Source organism: Bradyrhizobium genosp. SA-4 str. CB756 (genome assembly GCF_000473125.1).
GTDB classification, from domain to species: Bacteria; Pseudomonadota; Alphaproteobacteria; order Rhizobiales; family Xanthobacteraceae; genus Bradyrhizobium; species Bradyrhizobium arachidis.
In genome coordinates, this window is sequence record NZ_KI421499.1 from 75,752 (window position 1) to 96,646 (window position 20,895).

Below are 20,895 nucleotides of genomic sequence, written 5' to 3' on the forward strand. Positions count from 1 at the left end.
GGAGACCACAATGGCAGACGTCATGGAAAAAGAGGTCGGTCACGCGCCGGCGGAAGGAAAGATCACCGACGAGGCGATCGCGCAGGCGCGCGGCATGATCGGTTTGCAGCTTCGCCCCGAAGGGCCGTATCTCCAGGACGCGACCGAAGACACCATTCGCAACTTCTGCAACGGCATCGGCGATCTCAATCCGCTCTATCGCGACGCCGAGCACGGCCGCCAGAGCCGTTACGGCACCAATGTCGCCCATCCCATGTTTCCGATGGCGTTCGGCTGGATCGGCCGCACCCGCTGGGGCTTGCCCGGTGTGCACGGCTTCTACGCCGGCAACGACTGGGAGCTGTTCCGCCACATCCGTCCGGGCGACCGCATCACCGCGATCGAGCGCGTCGTCGGCATCGAGGAGAAGGAGAGCAAGTTCTCCGGACGCCTCGTGCTGCAATATGTCGAGGCGACCTATTCCAACCAGCGCGGCGACCTCGTGGCCCGCGCGCTCGGCACCTGCACACGTCACGAGCGCAAGGCCGCGCGCGACGCCGGAAAGTACAAGGACGTCAAGCCCTACGAATACACCGCGGACGAATTCGCGGCGCTCGATGAAGCGATCCTGAAGGAAGACGAGCGGATGCAGGGGACCGCTGTTCGCTACTTCGAGGATGTCAATGTCGGCGACGAATTGCCGCCGATCGTCCGCGGCCCGCTCTCGCTGATGGACACGATGGGCTTCCTGGTCGGCTGCGGCCGCGGCCACACCCACGGCATCGTGCTGAAATCCGCGGTCAAGCATCCCGGCCATTTCTTCCGCAATCCGGAGGCCGGCGGCGGCATCGAATATACCGGCATCGGCCATCACCGCGAGTCGGTCGCCAAGGAGGTCGGCGTTCCCGGCACCTATGATTACGGCCCGCAGCGCTCGTCGTGGCTCGCGAGCCTCGTCACCAACTGGATGGGCGACGCGGCGTTCCTGAAGCGCGTGCGCACCGAGATGCGGCGCTTCAACACCATGGGTGATTCCACCTGGTGCAAGGGCAAGGTCAGCAAGAAATACGTCAAGGACGGTTTTGCGCTGGTCGATCTCGAGATCTGGGGTGAGAACCAGCGCGGTGAATTGACCACGCCGGGCCTCGCCACTGTGATGCTGCCATCGCGCAACGTGGACAATCGCGTGTTCTTCGACGGATCGGCACTCGAGCTGGAACTGCCGACGATCCGCTAACGGCAGCCCGAGCCAACAACCGAGGCGTGGTGCGCGTTGGCGCACCACGCCTCGGACGAGACCAAGAACAATAAGGGGAAGCGTTGCCATGATGGACGGGGCCGTTGCGCCGCTGCTGGCGGGAGTGACCGTCGTCGAGATCTCGCGCGGTGTTGCGGCGAGCCATGCCGGCCGGCTTCTCTCCACCCTCGGTGCCGAGACGGTTCTCATCGAGCCGCCGGATGGCAATCCGCTTCGCCGTGAGCCGCCATTCCTTCCGCCGTCGGGCGAAGCCAGCGCACTGTTCGCTTTCCTGGCGGCCGGCAAGAAAAGCGTCACATGCGATGTCGAGACGGCGTCGGGGCGGGCGGCATTGTCCGTGCTGCTGGCGGCCGCCGACATCTTGATCCACGACCTTCGCACTGACGAACGCGCGAGCCTCGATCTGGACGAGCAGACTCTGAGCTTGCGCTATCCGAAACTGATTGATGTCTCGGTGCTGCCCTTCGGCGCGGTCGGACCGAAGGCCGGCTGGCAGGGCGAGGAGATCAACCTGATCCACGCATCCGGCGAAGGCTTCCTGCTGCCGAATGGCCTTGCCGCCGAGCTCTTTCCCGATCGTCCGCCGATCAAGGTCTACGGGCACTTCGCCGAATATCAGGGCGGCGTGGTAGCTGCGCTCGGCGCGTTGTCGGCGCTGATCGGACGTGAGCAAGGTGGTGCCGAAAGCGTCGACGTCTCGGTGCAGGATGCCGCGCTTGCGGTGGGTGCATTCGCGCTGCAGCGCCTTGGCGACGGCTCGCTCGAGCATCGCCACACCCGCTCGTTCAAATATGGTGGCGTGCTCGAATGCGCCGACGGCTATGTCGAGCTGCTGACTCTCGAGGAGCGGCAATGGCGCGGCCTGGTCGAACTGATGGGCCGCCCGGACTGGATGCTCGATCCCGCGCTCGCGGATTCGCTGGAGCGTAGCCGCCGCGGTGCCGAGATCAATCGCGCCATTCGCGCCTGGGCGCTCGAACAGCAGACGGCGGACGTCGTCGCGCGCGCGCAGGCCTTGGGCGTCCCCATGGCGAAATATGTGAGCCCCGCCGAGGTGCTGGCCGGCGCGCATGAACGCGCGCGGGAGCTGTTTCAGCCGGTCGAGATCCCCGGCCGCGGCTCCTTGCCGGTGCTGTCGGCGCCGCTTCATGTCGATGGCGCGGCATTGCGCTTGCGAGCCGGGCCGCCGCGGCTCGGCGAACATCAGCACCTGCTCACGGCCAGGCGCATCCGCGACCAGCCGCTCGTCGCCGCGGAGGCCTCATGAAACCGCTTGCCGGAGTTCGCATCGCCGATTTCACGCTGCATGCGGCGGGTCCGTTCTGCACCCACATCCTGTCGCAGCTCGGCGCCGAGTGCATCAAGGTCGAGAGCGCGGCGCGCCCCGACATCTTCCGCAAGCCGCATCCGGTCTATGGCCGGATGGGACCTGCGAGCTTCGACCAGGTTGCCTCCAACAAGCTCTCGGTGCGCATCAACCTGAAGGACGCCAAGGGCATTGCGCTGGCCAGGAAGCTGGTCGGGGTGAGCGACCTCGTCTGCGAGAGCTTTCGGCCCGGCGTGATGGAGCGGCTCGGCCTCGGCTATGCCGCGCTCGCCGCGTTGAAGCCGTCGGTGGTGATGGTGTCGGTGTCCTCGTCGGGCCAGAGCGGGCCGGATTCGCATTTCGCCGGCTATGCGCCGCTGTTCGGCGCCTGGGGCGCGCTCGGCTATCTCACCGGTTACGAAGACGGACCGCCGGTCGAGATGCGCCATGTGATGGATCACAGCGTCGGCATGAATGCGGCGATGGCGGCGGTGGCCGCGGTGTATCGCCTGCGCCGCACCGGACGCGGAGGACATGTCGATGTCAGCGCGCGCGAGGTCGCCTGCTCGCTGGTCGGCGAGGCGCTGCTGTTCGCCGCGGCGGGCGGAAGTCCGGCGCGGATCGGCAATGATCATCTGCGCATGGCACCGCATGGCGTGTTCCGGACCCGCGAGGTGGATCGCTGGCTGACCATCGCGGTGCGCTCCGACGACGAATGGCGGAGCTTGGCGAAGCTGATCGGTGCACCGCATCTCCTGGCGGATCCGCGGTTTCAGACCGCTGCAAGCCGGCATCAGCATCGGCGGCCGCTGTACGGAGAGATCGAGCACTGGACGATGTCCTGCGAGGCCGGTGAGGCCGAGCGTATGCTGCAGGCTGCCGGGATCGCGGCGCATGTGTCCTGCAACATGGAAGACATTGCGCACGACCGGCATCTGCGCGCGCGCGGAACCGTCGTCGACGTCGAAGACACGACGGGCCGCAGTCGTGCCGCGCTGAAGGCGCCGATCCGGTTCTCGCGATCCGAGGTCGGCATGGCACGCGGCACGCCGCGGCTTGGCGAGGACGAGGATTATGTGTTCAGCGAGCTGCTGGGCTTGAGCCACGCGGAACGCGACAGCCTGATCGAGCAGCGCGTGATTTACTGACCGTTTCAAGTGGAGTTGCCGCCATGAGCGAGAGTGCAGCATCGGTCGAACAGGACTGGCACGCCTGGGTCGGCCGCAAGGAAACGATCCGGGAGCTGATCGCACCGGACCGTGTCGCCGCGCTCGGCGCCACGCTCGGCATCGCGGGAAACCATGCATCCGGCGCGCCGCTGCCGCCGGGATGGCACTGGATCTTCTTCAACCGCTTCGTGCCGCGCCATGAGCTCGGGACCGACGGGCATCCCAAGCGTGGCGGCTTCCTGCCGCCGGTGTCGCTGCCGCGCCGCATGTGGGCCGGCGGGCGGCTCACCTATCACGCACCACTGACCATCGGCGGAGAAGGCGTGCGCGAAAGCACCATTCTCAAGGTTGAGGCCAAGTCCGGCCGCGCCGGCAAGCTCGTCTTCGTGACCGTCAGCCACAGCGTCACGTGCAATGGAACGGCCTGCATCACCGAGGAGCAGGACATCGTCTATCGCGAGGCGGCAGCGCCCGGATCGCCCGCGCCGCCGGCCTCGCCCGCTCCGCAGGATGCGGCGTGGTCGGAAGAATTCCGGCCCGACACGGTGCTGCTGTTCCGCTATTCGGCGCTGACGTCGAACGGGCATCGCATCCATTACGACCAGGCCTATGCGCGAGCCGAGGAAAACTATCCCGATCTCGTCGTGCATGGTCCCCTGACGGCGACGCTGCTGCAAGGCTTTGCGGAGAGGCGCGCCGGCCAGCCGCTCAAGTCTTTCGAATTCAGGGGCGTCTCGCCGCTGTTCGTGAGCTCGGCGCTCAAGCTGGAAGGAAAGGGCGATGCACAGTCGCTCGACCTCTGGGCCAGCGGTGCCAACGGCGCGCTCGCGATGCGCGCGGCGGCGCAGGTCTGAGGACGCCAGGACAGGATTGAGACCAGGGCGGGATCGAGAACAAGAAGAATACAGGGGAGGCGAAGGCGATGAGATCGGCGCACCTGTCTGTTGTCCCTGCGCAGGATTGCGAGGCGCCGCACGCGCCTGCGGTCGAGCTGCGCGGCGTCGGCAAGACCTTTAGCTCGCGCAGCGGCCGGGTCGATGTCCTCAGCGGATTGGATTTCTCGCTAGAGAACGGCGAGTTTCTCGCCATCGTCGGCCCGAGCGGCTCGGGCAAGTCGACGGTGCTGAACCTGCTCGCTGGTCTCGATCAGCCGAGCGCAGGCTCGGTCTTGTGCCAGGGCGAGCCGGTTGCTGCGGTCAACACCGGGATCGGCTATCTCACCCAGCACGACAGCCTGCTGCCGTGGCGGACCGTGGAGCAGAACATCGCAGTGCCGCTGGAGCTGCGCAATTTCGACCGCGCCGAGATCGCGGCGCGCGTGCACGAGCAGATCGCGCAGGTCGGCCTCGACGGCTTCGAGCAGCACTATCCGAGCCAGCTCTCCGGCGGCATGCGCAAGCGCGCGATGCTGGCCCGCACGCTGATCTACGATCCGCCGGTGCTGCTGATGGATGAGCCGTTCGGGCCGCTCGACGCCCAGCTCAAGCTGGTGCTGCAGGCCGAGCTGCTGAAATTGTGGTCGGCGCAGCGCAAGACCGTGGTGTTCGTGACCCACGACATCGTCGAGGCGATCACGCTCGCCGATCGCGTTCTGGTGTTCTCGCCGCGTCCCTGCCGGATCAGGCTCGACGAGCCGATCACCATTCCGCGGCCGCGCGAGGTGCACGAGGTGCGCTTCCATCCGGCGTTCGAAGAACACTACCGGCGGCTTTGGGCCGCGCTCGAATCCCCCGTGAGGCGACCGTCATGAGCACGCAGGCGCTGTCGGAGACGCGGGCCGAGCCGGCCTTAAGTCCATCCAGTCGTGTTTGGCTCTATCGCGCGATCTTCGCGGTTGCGATGCTGGCGGCCTGGCAGGCTGCGTCCGGCCCGCTGCTCGATCCGTTCTGGGTGAGCAGCCCGGTCGCCGTATTCAAGACGCTGGTCGCGTGGACGGCGAGCGGGCAGCTCGCCTATCATCTGCTCATCACCTTCAAGGAAACGTTCGCCGGCTTCGTGCTGGGCGCAACCGCGGGCGTTGCGTTCGCATTGCTGGTCGGCGCGAACGACACCCTGCATCGCACCGTCGATCCGTTCGTCACGGCGGTCTACGGCGTGCCCAAGGTCGCGCTCGCGCCGCTCTTCATCATGTGGTTCGGCATCGGGCTCGCGCCGAAAATCGTGCTCGCGGCGATCAGCGTGTTCTTCCTGGTGTTCTTCTCGACCTTGCGTGGCGTGCGGGAGGTCGACCTCAAGATGGTCGATGCGCTTCGGACGATGGGCGCGGGCAAATTCGCGGTTCAGCGCATGGTGATCTTCCCGTCTGCGCTGCCATGGCTGTTCACGGGATTGAAGCTCGGTCTGCCCTACGGCTTCGTCGGCGCGGTCGCGGCCGAGATGATGGCCTCCAATGCCGGCATCGGCTACCTCACGCAGAACTCGGCGGGCCAGCTCGACACCGCCGGCGTGTTCGCCGCGCTGTTCGCGCTGATGGTCGTCACCACCCTGCTGAACGAAGCGCTCGGACGGCTGGAGAGCTGGATCTTCCGCTGGCGCTAACGGAGACCATGTCAAAACAAGAATAAAGGGAGGACATCATGATCACGCGTCGAACGATGTTGGGCGGTATGGCGGCAGGAGCATTCACCGGCTCGGTCACGCCGACCCTGGCGCAGGGTGCGGGCGGCAAGCCGGTCACCATCGCGATCGGCGGCTACACCTTCGCCTACCTGCCGCTGCTGGTGGCGACGGCTGCCGGATTCATGAAGGACGCAGGCCTCGACGTCTCGCTGATCGACACCGGCAGCGGCACCAACAGCATGGCCGCGATCCTCGGCGGCAGTGTCGACGTCGCCGGCCTCGTGATGAGCGACGTGATCCTGGCGGTCGCCAAAGGCCAGAAGATCAACGCCTTCGCGCCGCTGATGTCGCAATATGCGAGCGACGCCGTGATCAGCCGGAAGACGGCGGAGAAGATCGGTCTTGTGCCGGAGATGCCCTTGAAGGAGCGCATGGCCCGCATGAAGGGCCTGACGCTCGCGATCTCCGGCCGCGGCAGCGGCACCGACAAGATCTGGCGTTATCTGCTGTCGCTCGGCGGGCTCGATCCGGAGAAGGATGTCAGCCTCACGGTGGTCAAGCTCGACAAGATGTATCTGGCGCTGCGCTCCGGCCAGATCGACGGCTTCAACACCACCGCGCCCGCGAACAACCAGGCGGTGGAGGACGGTCTTGCGGTCTGGGCGGCGCGCCCGTCGCATGGCGAGGTGCCCGGCATCGAGAACTTCCTTTACACGGTGCTGTGCGGACGGCCGGATTTCCTCGACAAGAATCCGGAGGTCGCCGCCGCGCTCGTCCGCGGCATGACCCGGGCGTCGGAGCTGATCCGGAGCGATCCCGATGCTGCCGGCCAGATCCTGCATGACCGGTATTTCCAGCAGACGTCGACCGAGCTGATCAAACACACGGTGTCGGATCAGCGCATGACCGTCTCGGTGCCGCCAACGCTGTCGGAGCAGCAATTCGCGCACAACATGGAGTTCGAGCTGAAGTTCAGCGAAGCCGTGCGCGGCGTCACCTATCAGCAAGCGATCAATCCGCGCTGGCTGGGGGCGTAGAGCTCATCCTTACCTTGCAGACGGTGCACCTTCTCCCACAAGGGAGAAGGAAGAAAGCGCTAGGCGAAGCTCACATCGGCACTGTTCTTGATCGCAGCGAAGCGGGCGAGGCAGCGCAGTGCGCTGTCGTGCTCGTCGCTCGTCCCGCCCGCGCAGCAATCCTCCAGCACCGTGCAGGCATAGTCGCGGTCGTGCGCCTCGCGCGCGCCGGTGTGCACCACGCCGTTGGTGGAGACGCCGGACAGGAACAGGTCGGTCACGCCGTGGGCGCGCAGGATCGGCTCGAGCGAGGTGCCGTAGAACGGGCTCACCCGATGCTTGACGATGTCGAAATCACCCGCTTCCGGGGTGAGGTCGGGATGCACTTCGGTGCCCCAGGTGCCGAGCTTGAACAGGCCGGCGCCCTTGGCGCGGGAGAAGATCGGCGAGTTCGGCGGGCATTCGCGGTAGTCGGGCGAGAACCCGACGCGGACGTAGCCGACCAGCACGCCGGCCGCGCGCGCTTTGGCGATGACAGCCTTGGTGCGGCCGAGCACGTCGCGCTCCTTCATCAGCGGGACGTAGGTCTTGGCCCCGCTGCCGTTCTCGTGGACGAGATCGTTCAGCATGTCCATGACGAGCAGCATCGGCTTCATAGCGTCTCCTTCTCAGAGCTCTTCGATTTGACGGGATCCTCGGCCTTGGCCGGCATGCTGTTGCGCAGCTCGGTCCAGCCGGTCTCGATGTGCTGACGCATCGTCAGCATCGCGCTTGCGGCATCGCCCTCGATCACGTTCTTCAGCAGCTCGCTGTGCTCCCTTGCGGCGCGCAGCGCGCGGCCGCCGATGCGGTTGATGACGTCGAACGGATATTGCGCCCACAGCACCTGGACGAAATGCAGCGTCTTCGGAAGCCGCGCGAAATCGTACATGCGGCGGTGGAAGCGGTAGTTGATGCCGCGCGCGGCCGTGCTGTCGTTGGCGAGCGCGGCCTCCTCGAACTGCCGCGCCAGCTCGCGCAGTTCCGCGATCTCCTCGGCGGTGATGTTGCGCACGGCGCTTTCGACCAGCTGGGTCTCGAGTGTGATCCGCAGCTTCAGGATCTCGGTGGAGGCTTCGACGTCAAACGGCGCCACGGTCGCGCCGCGATAGGAGTCGCTGGCGAGATAGCCTTCGGCCTCGAGCAGCTTCAGCGCCTCGCGCACCGGCGTGATGCTGATCTTGAGCTCCTGCGCGATCTCGGTCTGCTTCAGCCGGGCGCCGCGCGGCAACCGCCCCGAGATGATGCCCTCGCGGAGATAGTCGGCGACCTGCTCCTCTTTCGTCCGGTATTCCATGTCGATGCCGCTGCCCCCGACCGATTGCCCCGCGACTACCATAGACGCGGCCCACCGGGGAGGATAGAAGTACAAACGATAATGCATCATGCATAATCGAGGTCATCGCCGCATGTCCAGCCCTTTGTCGCGTTCCTTCCTGTTCGTCCCCGCCAGCCGGCCCGAGCGTTTCGACAAGGCGGCGACGTCGGGCGCCCACCAGGTCATCCTCGATCTCGAAGACGCGGTGGCCCCGGCCGACAAGAATGCGGCGCGCGGCTCGATCGCGCAGTGGAGCGGGCGGACGGACGCGGTCGTGCGCGTCAATGGTGCGGACGGTCCGTTCTTCGCCGCCGACATGGACATGATCCGCCGCGCCGGCGTGACCAGACTGATGCTGCCGAAGGCCGAGCCCGGAGCGCTCAATCGTGTGGTGGGGTTGCTGGACCGGCCGTGCCAGATCATCGCGTTGATCGAAACCGTCAGGGGATATGCCGAGCTGCGCAGCATCGGCAAAAGCGGTCTGGTTTCGCAGCTGGCGTTCGGCAATCTCGACTTCGGCATCGATGCCGGCGTGACCGAGACCGCCCAGGAGCTTGATCCGGTCCGTCTGCAAATCGTTCTGGAATCGCGGCTGGCCGGATTGGCGCCGCCGATCGATGGGGTGACGACGTCGTGGACGGATGCTGCGGCCTTCGGTGCGGCGGTCGGCCGCGCAAAGGCGCTGGGTTTCGGCGCCAAGCTCTGCATCCATCCGGCGCAGGTCAAGCCGGTCAACGATGCCTTCCTGCCCACGGCCGACGAGCTCGACTGGGCCCGCCGGGTGATGGAGGTCGCCAAGGCCGGCGCGGCGGTGGCGCTGGACGGCAAGATGATCGATGCTCCTGTCATCCGTCGCGCCGAGCTGATCCTGGCGGGAGAGGTTCGTATTGCAACATAATGCATAATGCATTTTTTCTTGACCAAGTCAGTTCCGCCCTCTAAAGATTGTCGGAGAAAAACAAATATCGGGGAGGGCCTATGAAGAGGCGCGACTTTCTCAAGCTATCGGGCGCCGCCGCGCTCGCATCGGCCTATCCCGGCACAGCGCTCCGCGCCGACGAGATCGGCGTCGACGCCGCCGCGAAGACCATCACCATCGGCGGGTTCACCCCGATCACGGGACCGGTCCCGTTCTACGCCATCCTGACCCACGCGGCGGACGCTTATTTCAAGAGCGTCAACGAGGCCGGCGGCATCAAGGGCTGGAAGATCAATTACGTGACGCTCGACGACGGCTACGATCCGGCCCGCAGCGTCGCCGCGGTGCGGCGCCTCGTCGAGGACAACCACATTTTTGCGCTCGTCGCCGCAGTCGGCACCGCGACCAATGTCGCCGTCATTCCCTATGCCAAGGAGAACGGCCTGGCGATGATCGGACCGATCGGCGGCGCCAGCGCCTTCTTCGCCGAGCCGAATATCTTTCCGCTGTTGCCCGACTACGGCTGGTCGGCGGCCTCGAATGCCGAGTTCGCCGTCAACGATCTCAAGCTGAAGAAGATTGCGCTGTTGTGGGAGAACGACGAGCTCGGCCGTTCCGCCAAGCGCGGCTTCGATCTCTTCATGGAGGCGAACAAGCTCACGCCGGCGGAGTCGGTCCCGTTCGAGGTGAAGACCACCGACTTCACGCCGCACATCCGCCGCGTCGCCAATTCGGAGGCGCAGGCCGCGATCCTGTTCGGCTCCAACGCCAACCTCGCGGCCGCGCTGAAGGCCGCCGACCGCCAGGGCGTCAAGCTGACCTGGTTTGCGCCGTTCTTCACCGCCGATCCCGCGACCTACAAGCTGACCGGCGATCTCCTCAACGGCGTCTACTTCTCCTCATGGCTGCTGCCGGTCGACAGCGCCGAGCCGGAGATCAAGGCCTACCGCGAGGCGGTGTCGAAATACTATCCGAACGATCCGGTCGGCGTGTTCGGCCTCAACGGCTGGAGCAACGCCGCCCTGTTCGGCAGCATTTTGGGCGCGCTGATCGACAGCGGCAAGCCGATCACGCGCGCCAATCTGATCGAGGCAGGTAACACGTTGAGCAATGCTTCCGTCGGCGGCGCACGCAAGGTGACCTTCACCGGCGCCGATCACCGCGGCACGCGCCAGGAGGCGATCCTCCAGGCGCAGGGCTCCTTCGTGATGGTGCGCGACTTCAAGCCCTATCCGGCGGTGGCCTTCGACGCCAAGCCGGCCTGAGCCGATCCCCTTCAGCGGGTGATCGCAAGACGCGATCGCCCGCTGTTCATGTTAATTGCCGACGCCAACAAGAAAACTGAAGAAGAACAAGGAATCTACGACATGGCTGGATCGCCCCTGAGCGGCCCCTCGCGCCTCGACGGACAAACTGCCCTCATCACCGGAGCTGCCGGCGGCATCGGCCGCGCCGTGGTCGCCGCGTTCTGTGAAGCCGGTGCCGACGTTATCGCCACCGATATTGTCGAAGACGGCGGCAAGTTTCCCGCAAAGGCCAGCTATCGCCGCTGCGACGTGACGGATCGTGTGGCGACCGAGAAGCTGATCGACGACGAGCTGAAGGCACGCGGCAAGATCGACATCCTCGTGCTCTGTGCCGGCACGATCGCCAACACGCCGCTGCCGCAATCGACCGACGAGGAGTGGGAGAAGATCCTCGCCGTCAACCTGATGGGCACGGTCAATCCTGTCCGCAAGCTCTATCCCGTCATGGCCGAGCGCGGCTTCGGCAAGATCGTGGCGCTCGGCTCGATCGCCGCCAAGATCGGCGGCGTCGCTTCGGGGCCCGCCTATGTCGCGGCGAAATCCGCCGTGCATGGCCTGATGAAATGGGTCGCCAAGAACGGCGCGGCCAAGGGCGTCTACGCCAACATTATCGCACCCGGCCCGGTCGAGACGCCGATGTGGGCCACCGTCACCGATCGCGCCGCGCCGTCGGCGAACGGCAACGTGCCGCTGGGACGGTTCGGCCAGCCCGAGGACATCGCGCAGAGCATTCTCTTCCTCTGCTCGCCGGCGTCGAACTGGATCACCGGCACGGTGCTCGACGTCAACGGCGGCATGTTGATGGATTGATGCCATGAGCGCAGCAGAGACCATCGGTTTCATCGGCCTCGGCGTCATGGGCGGGCCGATGTGCCGCAATACGGCGAAGAAGCATGCCGGCCGCGTGCTGATGCTGGATCGCGATCCGGCGGCCGTTTCGGCGCTGTCCGACACCAAGGCGGAGGCGGCCGCTTCACTCGAGGCACTCGCTGCCACCGCCGACGTGATCTTTCTGTCGCTGCCCGGCGGGCCGCAGGTGGAAGCAGTCTCGACCGCGATCGCGCAGGCCGCGCGGTCGGGCACGACGATTGTCGATCTCAGCACCACGCCCGTCGCGCTGGCGCGCAGCGTCGCCGAACGGCTGAAAGCGAAAGGCTTCCACTTCGCCGACGCGCCTGTGGCGCGCACGCGTGAGGCCGCGCAGCGCGGCGAGCTCAGCATCATGGTCGGCGCGGACGCGGCGGTGTTCGCGAAGGTCAAGCCGCTGCTCGACTACATGGGGTCCGATGTCACGCATTGCGGCGAGGTCGGCTGCGGCCAGGTCGTCAAGCTGATCAACAACGCGCTGGTGTTCGAGCATACGCTGGCGCTGGCCGAGATGATGGTGGTCGGCGAACGTGCCGGCGTGAAACCCGAGACACTGCTGAGCGCGGTGTCGAAAGGTTCGGGCGACAGTTTCGTGCTGCGCAATCACGGCACCAAGGCGATGCTGCCGCGCAATTTCCCGGACAAGGCGTTCCCGCCCGAATACGTGCTGAAGGATCTCGACTACGTGCTCCAGCTCGCCGCCGATACCGGCGTTCGCCCTGGCGTCGCCGAGCTTGCGCGCCGCTACTACGACGCTGCGTGCCGGCACGGGCTCTCGGGGCGCTATTTCCCGGGCGTGATCGAGTTCATCGAGCAGGGCGGCGTGCCCGACGACGGGCAGACAAAGGCGTGAGCGTGGCGGGATTCATCAGGGACATCCTGCCGCTGCTGTGGTCCGGCATCATCTCCGGCTGTCTCTACGGCGTCGGCGCGCTCGGGCTCGTCATGGTGTTCAAGAGCTCGCGCGTGGTGAATTTCTCGCACGGCAATCTCGCCTGTCTCGGCGCCTTCGTGGTCTACGGCTTCTCCAGCGGCAGCCTGCTCAGCCTGTCCTGGGGCAGCGCAGTGGCGCTGGCGCTCGGCATCGCCTGCGCCGTCGCGGTGATCAGCTATGTCCTGATCGCGCCGATCGTCTTCAAGTCCGATCTCGCCTCGACGATCGCAACCCTTGGGGTCGGGCTGATCCTGCAAGGCGCCGTGCAGCTCGTCTTCGGTGCCGACATCGTCAATCTCGACTTGCCTGTGCCACGCCTCAGCTTCAGTCTCGGCGCAATCCGCATCTCCTCCTACGATCTCGCCGTCCTCACTGTCACGCTTGCGATCGTCGGCGGACTGTTCGTGATCATCGAGCGCACCAGGCTCGGTGTCGCCTTCCGCGCAGTGTCGACCAATCCGTTCGCCTGCGAGGTCTGTGGGCTGAACCTGCGCTCGGTTCACCTGTTCTCCTGGCTTGCCGGCGCCGTGCTTGGCCTCGTCGCCGCCTTGCTGATCGTGCCGACGACGTTCCTGAGCTCGACGACCGTGCCGTCCTTCATGCTGCAGGCTTTCACGGCGGCCGTGGTCGGTGGTTTCTCGAGCCTGCCGGGCGCCGCGGTTGGCGGCATCCTGGTCGGCATCGCCATGAACCTGTTCTCGTTCTACGTCTCGCCGGAGTTCATGAACACGTTCCTGCTCGGCGTCATCCTGCTGACGCTGAACTTCTTCCCCAACGGGCTGCTGGAAAGGGCGATCGGTGGCCGTGTCTGATCTCGCGCACCCGTCCAAGGCCGGCCTGTCCGCCCGCGGCGGTCACCTCGATCTTGTGCGCCTGTCCATGCTCGGGCTGGTCGTGGCCCTGTCGCTGCTGCCGATCATCGCCGGCGGCTTCCTGCTCTACAGCCTGTCGCTGTGTTTTGCGAACGCGCTGGCCGTGCTCTCGGTCAGCCTGCTCGTGCGCTACGGCGGCGAGGTGTCGATCGGGCACAGCTTCTTCGTGGCGCTCGGGGCCTATGCCGTGGCGATCGTCGAGCACCGCCTTGGCCTGTCGATTGTGGTGAGCTTGCCGCTGGCGATCTTGCTCGGCGCCGGTGCCGGCTTCGTCTTTGCATTCCCCTCGCGGCGGCTGTCCGGAATCTACCTCGCGGTCTCGACCATGGCGCTTGCGCTGGCGCTGCCGGAAATCCTGATCGGATTCGAGAAATTCACCGGCGGTTTCGAAGGGCTCTACATCGCGCAGGACCTGATCCCCGGCATCCCCAAGGCGCTGCAGCGCTATTACATCGCGCTGCTCGTGCTCGTGCTCGTCTGCCTTGCGCTCGCGCATTTCCGCAAGTCGTCGCAGGGCCTAGCGCTCTTGATGGCGCGGGCGCAGCCGCGCGCGGCCGAAGCGATGGGGATCACGCGAAGCTGGGCGCGGATCTCGATCTTCACCTTGAGTGCAGCGCTGGCCGCGCTTGCCGGCGCGCTGACCGGCTTTGCCTCCTCGACCGTCTCGCCCAACAGTTTCACCTTCTTCAGCGGCGTCTTCCTGCTGGTCGGCTCGGTCGTCAGTCTCAACAGGCTGTCGCTGCCCGCCGCGCTCGTTGGCGGCGCCTTCATCACCCTGGTGCCGACCTATCTCGCCCAGGCTGGTGACTGGGTTCCGATCCTCTATGGCGTCGCGCTCGTCGTCGTGACGCTCATAGCCAATGCCGGCGATCTGCGCCGCTTCCGGCCGCGCAGGAGAGGACGATGATGCAAGCCGCAGGCAGTCACGGGCTCGTCGCGGAAGGCATCTCGCTCGGCTTCGGCGGACTCCAGGTATTGAGCGACGTCTCGATGACGTTGCGGCCCGGCGTCATCACCGGCCTGATCGGGCCGAACGGCGCCGGCAAGACCAGCCTGTTCAACTGCCTGACCGGGCTCTACCACGGCCAGCGCGGCATCAGCAGCTTTGACGGCATGCCGTTGAATGGCCTCGGCCCGGCACAGCGCGCCGCGTGCGGCATCACGCGTAGCTTCCAGAACCTGGCGATGTGCCCGGATCTGTCGCTGTTGGAAAACGTTCTGGTTGGTCTCACCCTGAAGCGGCGCTCCGGCTGGTTCAGCGCCTTCGTGCCGACCCCGGCGCAGCGGATGGAGCAGCAGGAGGCGGAACGCCGCGCCATGGCGGCGCTGAACGAACTCGGCATTGCCTCCGCCGCTCACGAGACGCCGTCCGATCTGCCGCCGGGAACGCTGCGCCTCGCCGAGATCGCACGCGCGATCGTCAGCGAGCCCAGGGCAATCCTGCTCGACGAGCCGGCGGCGGGACTGAATGCGGTCGAGACGCGCGACCTGATGCGCGCGCTGAAGCGCCTGATGCGGTCCGATCTCGTGCTGCTCGTCGTCGAGCACGACATGGACCTGATCATGGAGCTGTGCGAGCAGATCTACGTGCTCAACTTCGGCAAGATGATCGCGAACGGTACGCCGGTGGAAATTCGCGCGCATCCGGATGTGATCCGCGTCTATCTCGGAGACGATGCCGATGACTGAGCTGTTTTCCGCGCGCGGTCTCTGCGTCAGCTACGGTGCGGCGCGCGCGGTCGAAAACGTCGATCTCTCGGTACCCGAGAGAGGTGTCGTCGCTTTGCTGGGCGCCAACGGCGCGGGGAAGTCCTCGGTGCTCAAGGCCGTCGCGGGCCTGGTGCCGGCGGAAGGCGAGATGCGCTTTGCCGGTGAAGATATCAGCGCGCTTGCCGCACGGCAGCGCGTCCGGCGCGGCATCGTCTATGTCCCCGAGGGCCGTCAGGTCGTCGGCTCGCTCACGGTCGCCGAAAATCTCCTGCTCGGCGGCTATTTTCTCGACGCGCGCACGCAGCGGCAGCGGCGCGACCTCATGCTGGAACTGTTCCCGGAGATCGCGAATCGGCTCAAATCGCCGGCCTGGATGCTGAGCGGCGGCGAACAGCAGATGCTGGCGATCGGCCGCGGCCTGATGAGCGCGCCGCGGCTGTTGCTTCTGGACGAGCCGTCGCTCGGGCTGGCGCCGCTTCTGATCCGGCGCGTGTTCGAGCGACTCGTCACGATCAAGCAAGACACCGGGCTTGCCATCATGCTCGTCGAACAAAATTTCCGCATGACGATGAAGGTGGCCGACGAGCTCTATTTCGTCCGCAACGGCGCAATCGTGGGCCATCGCAGCGCGGCGGACCTTGCGACCGCGGCAAGCCGGGCCGAGGTCGTGGACGCCTATCTCGGTGCGGGCCAGCCGGCACCGGCATGAGGGAGTGATGACATGCGCCTCGAAGGCAGGGAAATCGCGAACGGACTGGCCTTTCCGGAAGGGCCGATTGCGCTCGCCGATGGCAGCGTGATCGTTGTCGAGATCGAGGGCGGCCGGCTGACGCGGGTGCTGCCATCCGGCAAGAAAGAGGTGATCGCGAAGCTCGGCGGCGGTCCGAACGGCGCGGCCATCGGCCCGGACGGCAAATGCTATGTCTGCAACAATGGCGGCTTCTCCTGGCACAGGGACGCAAGCAACTTTGCCCGCCCGACCGGCCGGGCCGAGGACTACACCACGGGCCGCATCGAGCAGGTCGACCTCGACACCGGCGCCTTCAAGACCCTCTACGACAGTTGCGGCGGGATCAGCCTGAAGGGACCGAACGACATCGTGTTCGACGCCAAGGGCGGCTTCTGGTTCACCGATCTCGGCAAGACCTATGGCCGCCTGATGGACCGCGGCGCGGTCTATTACGCGCGCACCGACGGCTCGATGATCAAGGAAGCGATCTTTCCGATCATGACGCCGAACGGCGTCGGACTTTCGCCGGACGGACGCACGCTCTACGTCTCGGAAACTGAAACCAGCCGGATCTGGAGTTATCCGGTCATCGGCGAAGGGGAGGTTGCGAAGGAGCCATGGCCGTCGCCGAACGGCGGCCGCCTGCTGCATGGCCTGCCCGGCTATCAGCGTTTCGATTCGCTCGCAGTGGAGGCCGGCGGCAACATCTGTGTCGCTACGCTCGTGCGCGGCGGGATCAGCGTGTTCTCACCGGACGGACAGCTCGTGGAATTCCACGAAGCCGACGAGGTCTATTGCACCAACATCTGCTTCGGCGGTGCGGACATGCGCACTGCCTTCATCACGCTCTCCGGCACCGGACGGTTGATCGCCGTGGAATGGCCGCGGCCAGGCCTTGCGCTGAACGATTCTCGAACCGCGCGCAGATAGCTGCGCCGACCCCGCCGACAAACGCCGCCGCCTCCTATGCAAATGACTGGATAAGAAATCGTAGGTTTGATTCGCGTGGGGGCGACCTTTTCTCGCTCTCGTCAAGAGGGCGAGGGGGATTCTAGTCTGATGCCCGTCGGGCAACACACCTCTTACCCCGTCAACCCCTCTCCACAAGAATATTCCACTTTACCGAAATTCGGAAATATCGTATGTGTCGCCCATCCCGGCTCATCCTTGAGGGGCGATCGTGAGGTCGTCACGTTTCGCGAGCGGGGGTTGCGGTGGACGCGGCAGCGTCGGGCGCGAGGGGTTGAGGGCAGGGCGGATTGCTCTCCGTGAGCCCGAAACCGCGCGTGACGAACGGCGCTGACAGGTTCGTCTCGCCTGTAAGTTTCCGGCTCTGTCGACAGGGCTGGGAAAACTGCGGTGAACAAGCGAGCCGTGCGTACGGCAAAACCGTGTGGTCCTTGCTGCAACCGATTTTTTTAGCTTGTTGAAATCGATGTAAGCACCTTAAGATAAAAGCATATTCCTGTTGTTGCCGGACTGGCGAGAGGCACCGTCCGAACCTGCTGGGCCCCAATAGGCCCTAGTTTCACACGTATGCGCTGGCGCTTCCTGCTCAGTGCCCCGAAATGATGCGCCACTGATGTTCGACGGATTTCGCTTGGATACCGGCACGTCAAACGTCCGGCCGGGCCCCGAGGAAAGGACGCAAGGCCGGATTTGCCGTGGCATTAGTTGTTCGCGCCAGCGCGCGCGTGCCGAGTGACCTGATGCTCCTCGCTGCTGAGCTGCACGGGCCCGACCTTGAAGGTGAGCTTGTCGAGCTTGCCGCCGAAGCGGAAGGGGACCTGATAGTCCTTGTCGTCAACCGGGGTACGGGTATCGACACCCACGTCGAAGGTTTCGTCAATTGACATGATGAATGGAAGGGTGTGCGGGACTTTGCTGGTCGCAGCCTCCCTGTCGTCCACCTTCAGGACGCCCGTGCCGCCCTTGCCGAAACCGGGTCCATCGTATTTGAAATCGAACACGATGGTGTGCTTGCCCGGCGTGAGCGCCTCCTTGCCTTCCCAGCGGAAGCGTTCGAGGTCGGCCAAGTTATAGACGAAAACCGGCTTGCCCTTGAGCAGATACAAGCCATAGCCACCGAAACGGCCGCCGAGGGTGACGATCATCCCTTCGCTGCCGTCCTGTGAGCCCGTACTCCCAACGGTGCCCCCCGCGCCTGGAATGTCGAGCTCCGCAGTGATCGTAAAGGACCTGTTCAGAATGCTTGGTGCATCGCTTGTGGGGATACCCGACAACTCACCCGAGTAGGTGAAAGTATTCCGACCGGCGGTCGCGCTTGGCCTTGGTGCTATGACGCGCGAAAGGACCGAGTTGTCCAGCGGAAACACATTGTACTTCGTCGCTTCCACGATGAACAACTCCTGCAACTCGCGGAGCTTGTCCGGCATTTTCGCCGCGAGGTCGTTGTTCTCCGAGTAGTCCTCGGCGATGTTGTAGAGCTCCCACTTGTAGCCGTTGACCACGTCCTCGGGCAGCTTGGCGGTGCCCATGAGCCAGGGCGGCGCAGGTGGCGTTGTCGCCGCGATCCAGCCGTCGTGATAGATGGCGCGATTACCCCACATCTCGAAATACTGCGTCGTTCGCGCGGACGGCACGTTGGCGCTCGACTTGTCGAAGGTGTAGGTCATGCTGACACCTTCAATCGGCTTCTGCGCGATGCCGTTGACCATCAGCGGCGCCGGAATGCCGGTTCCCTCAAGGATGGTCGGTACGATGTCGATCATGTGGTGGAACTGGGTGCGGATGCCGCCTGCATCCTTGATGCGGTTCGGCCAGCAGATCGCCATGCCCTGGCGGGTGCCACCGAAGTGCGACGCGACCTCCTTCGTCCACTTGAATGGTGTGTCGAAGGCCCATGACCAGGCCACCGCCATGTGCGGATAGGTCGCGGCCGAGCCCCAAGCGTCATACGCCTTTAACTGCTCGGCGATCGGAAGATCCAATATGCCGTTGTAAGCGGTGTATTGATTCGGAGTCCCGCGCGCGGTGCCTTCCGGACTCGTGCCATTGTCACCGCTGATGTAGATGATCAGCGTGTCGTCGAGCTTGCCTTCATCCTGAACTTCCTGGATCACGCGCCCGATCTCGTGGTCGGTGTAGGCGACATAAGCGGCGAACACCTCGGCTTGCTTCGCGAACAGCTTCTTCTCATCGGCCGTCAAAGCCTCCCATTTCTGCAGGTCGTCCGGCCAGGCTGTGAGCTGCGTGTTCGCGGGGATCACGCCAAGGCGCTTTTGATTGGCGAAAATCTGGTCGCGCAGGGCGTTCCAGCCCATGTCGAACTTGCCCTTGAACTTGTCGATCCATTCCTTGGTCGGCTGATGCGGCGAATGGGTGCCGCCGGGCACGTAATAGAGGAAGAACGGCTGATCCGGTGCCGCCGCATTGAGCTGTCGCAGGTGGGCGATCGCATCGTCCGCCATGTCCGTCGTCAGATTGTAGCCGGGGTTTCCGACCCAGGGGAAAACCTGGGTGGTGTTGCGGAACAGGTATGGCGTCCACTGGTCGGTCTCGCCGCCCATGAAGCCGTAGAAGTAGTCAAAGCCCATGCCGATGGGCCATTGGTCGAAGGGACCGGCCGCGCTGTACTGATAACTCGGCGTGTTGTGGTTCTTGCCGAACCATGACGTGGCGTAGCCGTTCTGCTTCAGGATCGTGCCAATGGTGGCGTTCTCCGGTCCGATGACGCTGTCGTAGCCCGGATAGCCGGTCGCTTGCTCCGAGATGGTGCCGAAGCCTACCGAGTGGTGGTTGCGGCCGGTAATCAGCGCTGCCCGTGTCGGCGAGCAAAGGGCCGTGGAGTGGAATTGGGTGTAGCGCACGCCCATCTGCGCAATGCGATCCATCGCAGGTGTCGGAATGACGCCGCCAAACGTCCCCGATACTCCGTAGCCCTGGTCGTCAGTCATGATGAGGAGCACGTTGGGTGCGCCCTTTGGCGGCACCACGCGCGCGGGCCAATACGGTTTGGACTGGCTGGCTTGAAGGTTGATGTCGCCGCCGAACTTCGGTGGCGGCGGCGGAAGATACTTTCCATCTATCGTCGTGGTGGCCCCCGGTGAGCCCGGCGTGCCAGTGGTTTGTTGCGCGAGACTGGTCGTTCCCAGCGTGCACAGCAAACAAGCGGCGCTGAGCGTGGTACCGCAAAGCAGCCATTTGCGGCGGTCTAGTAAGCGGCTTTCTGGCTTTGAGTTATCGTCATCCTGGCGGGCACGGGTCATTCGAGCCTCCCCTCTAGCGGATGTCAGAACTCTCTGCACGCCTACCCCAGACACAACGCCGCAACGCTTCTGTTGATCTAAATCAAGACGATGCCCACAGGTCCGAAACGTCGCCTTCGGGTCATTCGCGACGGGGTTGGCCAGCGGTAAGTCTGGGCACGGACCACTATGCCGCCGAAACCGGAAGTGAGTTCACTGCCTTGGGCTAATAGCCATGGCGGTTGTCCGAGCTGCCATCGCCCCCGTCCCTGTCCGGCCCGGCGGCAGGTTCGCGCGCGGTCCCCAGGTTGATGTCGGCAACCCCCAACATCAAGCGAGCTGGATCGAACGGAGGGGCGAGCGGCGGATTTTTGAGACGCCGCGAAGCCAAGCTCGCAGCTCAAGCCTGTCGAGCCGCGGGCCGCCGCCAGGGACGCCTGGAAAAATCTCTCGTGCTGCGCAGCGTCGAGCCGCGCCCAGCCTTCCAACGTTGCCTCAGTCAGATCAGTGCGCCGCATCTCGCGTGAACCTCAAAAACGAATTCAGCATACGAAACCCGAAAAGCGGAAATTGCAAATATGCCGAAGGCGGGCGGTCGCGTGTACCCCGCGAAGGGTCCGGCCCCCAGGGGGATCCCGGACGGAGGATCGCTGAGATGTGAGTGGCTACTGTATCACCCAACCGTTGTGTGCAATCTTAGGCTG

General features: G+C 65.1%; 19 protein-coding genes. 16 read left to right on the top strand and 3 right to left on the bottom strand.

Annotation, left to right across the window (positions count from 1 at the left end; genetic code table 11):
- Window positions 1-10: 10 nt before the first annotated feature.
- The 7 genes from BRAGE_RS0100385 (at window position 11) to BRAGE_RS0100415 (ending at window position 7,308) form a co-directional block, all read left to right on the top strand.
- On the top strand, window positions 11-1,216 hold the full coding sequence (locus tag BRAGE_RS0100385) for an FAS1-like dehydratase domain-containing protein (protein ID WP_027564056.1): 1,206 nt from the start codon (window positions 11-13) through the stop codon (window positions 1,214-1,216).
- Window positions 1,217-1,304: 88 nt separating this feature from the next.
- A complete protein-coding gene (locus BRAGE_RS0100390; RefSeq protein ID WP_027564057.1) occupies window positions 1,305-2,504 on the top strand; it encodes a CoA transferase in 1,200 nt (399 codons plus the stop codon).
- Window positions 2,501-3,691 carry a CaiB/BaiF CoA transferase family protein gene (locus BRAGE_RS0100395; RefSeq protein WP_027564058.1) on the top strand — a complete coding sequence of 397 codons (1,191 nt, stop codon included), beginning with the start codon at window positions 2,501-2,503 and terminating at the stop codon, window positions 3,689-3,691. The genes BRAGE_RS0100390 and BRAGE_RS0100395 overlap by 4 nt, the downstream gene beginning before the upstream one ends.
- Window positions 3,692-3,714: 23 nt before the next feature.
- Window positions 3,715-4,566, top strand: a complete 852-nt coding sequence (locus BRAGE_RS0100400; RefSeq protein ID WP_027564059.1) for an FAS1-like dehydratase domain-containing protein — start codon at window positions 3,715-3,717, stop codon at window positions 4,564-4,566.
- 68 nt (window positions 4,567-4,634) lie between these two features.
- Window positions 4,635-5,462: an ABC transporter ATP-binding protein gene (locus BRAGE_RS0100405; protein ID WP_027564060.1), complete on the top strand. Its 828-nt coding sequence runs from the start codon at window positions 4,635-4,637 to the stop codon at window positions 5,460-5,462.
- On the top strand, window positions 5,459-6,250 hold the full coding sequence (locus BRAGE_RS0100410; RefSeq protein WP_051377656.1) for an ABC transporter permease: 792 nt from the start codon (window positions 5,459-5,461) through the stop codon (window positions 6,248-6,250). The genes BRAGE_RS0100405 and BRAGE_RS0100410 overlap by 4 nt, the downstream gene beginning before the upstream one ends.
- Before the next feature lie 38 nt (window positions 6,251-6,288).
- On the top strand, window positions 6,289-7,308 hold the full coding sequence (locus tag BRAGE_RS0100415) for an ABC transporter substrate-binding protein (protein ID WP_084334943.1): 1,020 nt from the start codon (window positions 6,289-6,291) through the stop codon (window positions 7,306-7,308).
- Window positions 7,309-7,367: 59 nt separating this feature from the next.
- Here BRAGE_RS0100415 and BRAGE_RS0100420 read toward each other — a convergent pair whose 3' ends face one another.
- A complete protein-coding gene (locus tag BRAGE_RS0100420) occupies window positions 7,368-7,943 on the bottom strand; it encodes a cysteine hydrolase family protein (RefSeq protein WP_027564063.1) in 576 nt (191 codons plus the stop codon).
- On the bottom strand, window positions 7,940-8,623 hold the full coding sequence (locus BRAGE_RS47570) for a GntR family transcriptional regulator (RefSeq protein WP_051377657.1): 684 nt from the start codon (window positions 8,621-8,623) through the stop codon (window positions 7,940-7,942). Before BRAGE_RS47570 ends, BRAGE_RS0100420 begins: the two co-directional genes overlap by 4 nt.
- Before the next feature lie 112 nt (window positions 8,624-8,735).
- Here BRAGE_RS47570 and BRAGE_RS0100430 point away from each other — a divergent pair, with 112 nt between their 5' ends.
- From BRAGE_RS0100430 to BRAGE_RS0100470, 9 genes are all read left to right on the top strand, one after another.
- Complete coding sequence (locus tag BRAGE_RS0100430; RefSeq protein WP_027564064.1) at window positions 8,736-9,542, top strand: HpcH/HpaI aldolase/citrate lyase family protein; 807 nt, start codon at window positions 8,736-8,738, stop codon at window positions 9,540-9,542.
- Between the two features lie 80 nt (window positions 9,543-9,622).
- Window positions 9,623-10,828 carry an ABC transporter substrate-binding protein gene (locus BRAGE_RS0100435; protein WP_027564065.1) on the top strand — a complete coding sequence of 402 codons (1,206 nt, stop codon included), beginning with the start codon at window positions 9,623-9,625 and terminating at the stop codon, window positions 10,826-10,828.
- A 102-nt stretch (window positions 10,829-10,930) separates the two neighbouring features.
- Window positions 10,931-11,680, top strand: coding sequence for an SDR family NAD(P)-dependent oxidoreductase (locus BRAGE_RS0100440; protein WP_027564066.1), 750 nt, complete (start codon window positions 10,931-10,933; stop codon window positions 11,678-11,680).
- 4 nt (window positions 11,681-11,684) lie between these two features.
- Window positions 11,685-12,590: an NAD(P)-dependent oxidoreductase gene (locus BRAGE_RS47575; RefSeq protein ID WP_035729227.1), complete on the top strand. Its 906-nt coding sequence runs from the start codon at window positions 11,685-11,687 to the stop codon at window positions 12,588-12,590.
- Complete coding sequence (locus BRAGE_RS0100450) at window positions 12,587-13,483, top strand: branched-chain amino acid ABC transporter permease (protein ID WP_027564067.1); 897 nt, start codon at window positions 12,587-12,589, stop codon at window positions 13,481-13,483. The genes BRAGE_RS47575 and BRAGE_RS0100450 overlap by 4 nt, the downstream gene beginning before the upstream one ends.
- Window positions 13,476-14,450, top strand: a complete 975-nt coding sequence (locus tag BRAGE_RS0100455) for a branched-chain amino acid ABC transporter permease (RefSeq protein WP_231164111.1) — start codon at window positions 13,476-13,478, stop codon at window positions 14,448-14,450. The genes BRAGE_RS0100450 and BRAGE_RS0100455 overlap by 8 nt, the downstream gene beginning before the upstream one ends.
- The gene (locus tag BRAGE_RS0100460; RefSeq protein ID WP_027564069.1) at window positions 14,447-15,232 is read left to right on the top strand and encodes an ABC transporter ATP-binding protein; all 786 of its coding nucleotides are present in this window, start codon (window positions 14,447-14,449) and stop codon (window positions 15,230-15,232) included. Before BRAGE_RS0100455 ends, BRAGE_RS0100460 begins: the two co-directional genes overlap by 4 nt.
- A complete protein-coding gene (locus BRAGE_RS0100465; protein ID WP_027564070.1) occupies window positions 15,225-15,962 on the top strand; it encodes an ABC transporter ATP-binding protein in 738 nt (245 codons plus the stop codon). Before BRAGE_RS0100460 ends, BRAGE_RS0100465 begins: the two co-directional genes overlap by 8 nt.
- Before the next feature lie 12 nt (window positions 15,963-15,974).
- On the top strand, window positions 15,975-16,913 hold the full coding sequence (locus BRAGE_RS0100470; RefSeq protein WP_027564071.1) for an SMP-30/gluconolactonase/LRE family protein: 939 nt from the start codon (window positions 15,975-15,977) through the stop codon (window positions 16,911-16,913).
- 740 nt (window positions 16,914-17,653) lie between these two features.
- Here the strand turns inward: BRAGE_RS0100470 and BRAGE_RS47580 are convergent.
- Entirely contained in the window at window positions 17,654-20,212 is a 2,559-nt protein-coding gene (locus BRAGE_RS47580; protein ID WP_084334945.1) for an arylsulfatase, read from the bottom strand.
- Window positions 20,213-20,895: the final 683 nt, after the last annotated feature.

What these genes read in the sequence shown, in the direction of transcription:
- BRAGE_RS0100385 (WP_027564056.1), top strand. Translation starts at nt 11, where the DNA reads ATGGCAGACGTCATGGAAAAAGAGGTCGGTCACGCGCCGGCGGAAGGA.
- BRAGE_RS0100390 (WP_027564057.1), top strand. Translation starts at nt 1,305, where the DNA reads ATGATGGACGGGGCCGTTGCGCCGCTGCTGGCGGGAGTGACCGTCGTC.
- BRAGE_RS0100395 (WP_027564058.1), top strand. Translation starts at nt 2,501, where the DNA reads ATGAAACCGCTTGCCGGAGTTCGCATCGCCGATTTCACGCTGCATGCG.
- BRAGE_RS0100400 (WP_027564059.1), top strand. Translation starts at nt 3,715, where the DNA reads ATGAGCGAGAGTGCAGCATCGGTCGAACAGGACTGGCACGCCTGGGTC.
- BRAGE_RS0100405 (WP_027564060.1), top strand. Translation starts at nt 4,635, where the DNA reads ATGAGATCGGCGCACCTGTCTGTTGTCCCTGCGCAGGATTGCGAGGCG.
- BRAGE_RS0100410 (WP_051377656.1), top strand. Translation starts at nt 5,459, where the DNA reads ATGAGCACGCAGGCGCTGTCGGAGACGCGGGCCGAGCCGGCCTTAAGT.
- BRAGE_RS0100415 (WP_084334943.1), top strand. Translation starts at nt 6,289, where the DNA reads ATGATCACGCGTCGAACGATGTTGGGCGGTATGGCGGCAGGAGCATTC.
- BRAGE_RS0100420 (WP_027564063.1), bottom strand. Translation starts at nt 7,943, where the DNA reads ATGAAGCCGATGCTGCTCGTCATGGACATGCTGAACGATCTCGTCCAC.
- BRAGE_RS47570 (WP_051377657.1), bottom strand. Translation starts at nt 8,623, where the DNA reads ATGGAATACCGGACGAAAGAGGAGCAGGTCGCCGACTATCTCCGCGAG.
- BRAGE_RS0100430 (WP_027564064.1), top strand. Translation starts at nt 8,736, where the DNA reads ATGTCCAGCCCTTTGTCGCGTTCCTTCCTGTTCGTCCCCGCCAGCCGG.
- BRAGE_RS0100435 (WP_027564065.1), top strand. Translation starts at nt 9,623, where the DNA reads ATGAAGAGGCGCGACTTTCTCAAGCTATCGGGCGCCGCCGCGCTCGCA.
- BRAGE_RS0100440 (WP_027564066.1), top strand. Translation starts at nt 10,931, where the DNA reads ATGGCTGGATCGCCCCTGAGCGGCCCCTCGCGCCTCGACGGACAAACT.
- BRAGE_RS47575 (WP_035729227.1), top strand. Translation starts at nt 11,685, where the DNA reads ATGAGCGCAGCAGAGACCATCGGTTTCATCGGCCTCGGCGTCATGGGC.
- BRAGE_RS0100460 (WP_027564069.1), top strand. Translation starts at nt 14,447, where the DNA reads ATGATGCAAGCCGCAGGCAGTCACGGGCTCGTCGCGGAAGGCATCTCG.
- BRAGE_RS0100465 (WP_027564070.1), top strand. Translation starts at nt 15,225, where the DNA reads ATGACTGAGCTGTTTTCCGCGCGCGGTCTCTGCGTCAGCTACGGTGCG.
- BRAGE_RS0100470 (WP_027564071.1), top strand. Translation starts at nt 15,975, where the DNA reads ATGCGCCTCGAAGGCAGGGAAATCGCGAACGGACTGGCCTTTCCGGAA.
- BRAGE_RS47580 (WP_084334945.1), bottom strand. Translation starts at nt 20,212, where the DNA reads ATGACCCGTGCCCGCCAGGATGACGATAACTCAAAGCCAGAAAGCCGC.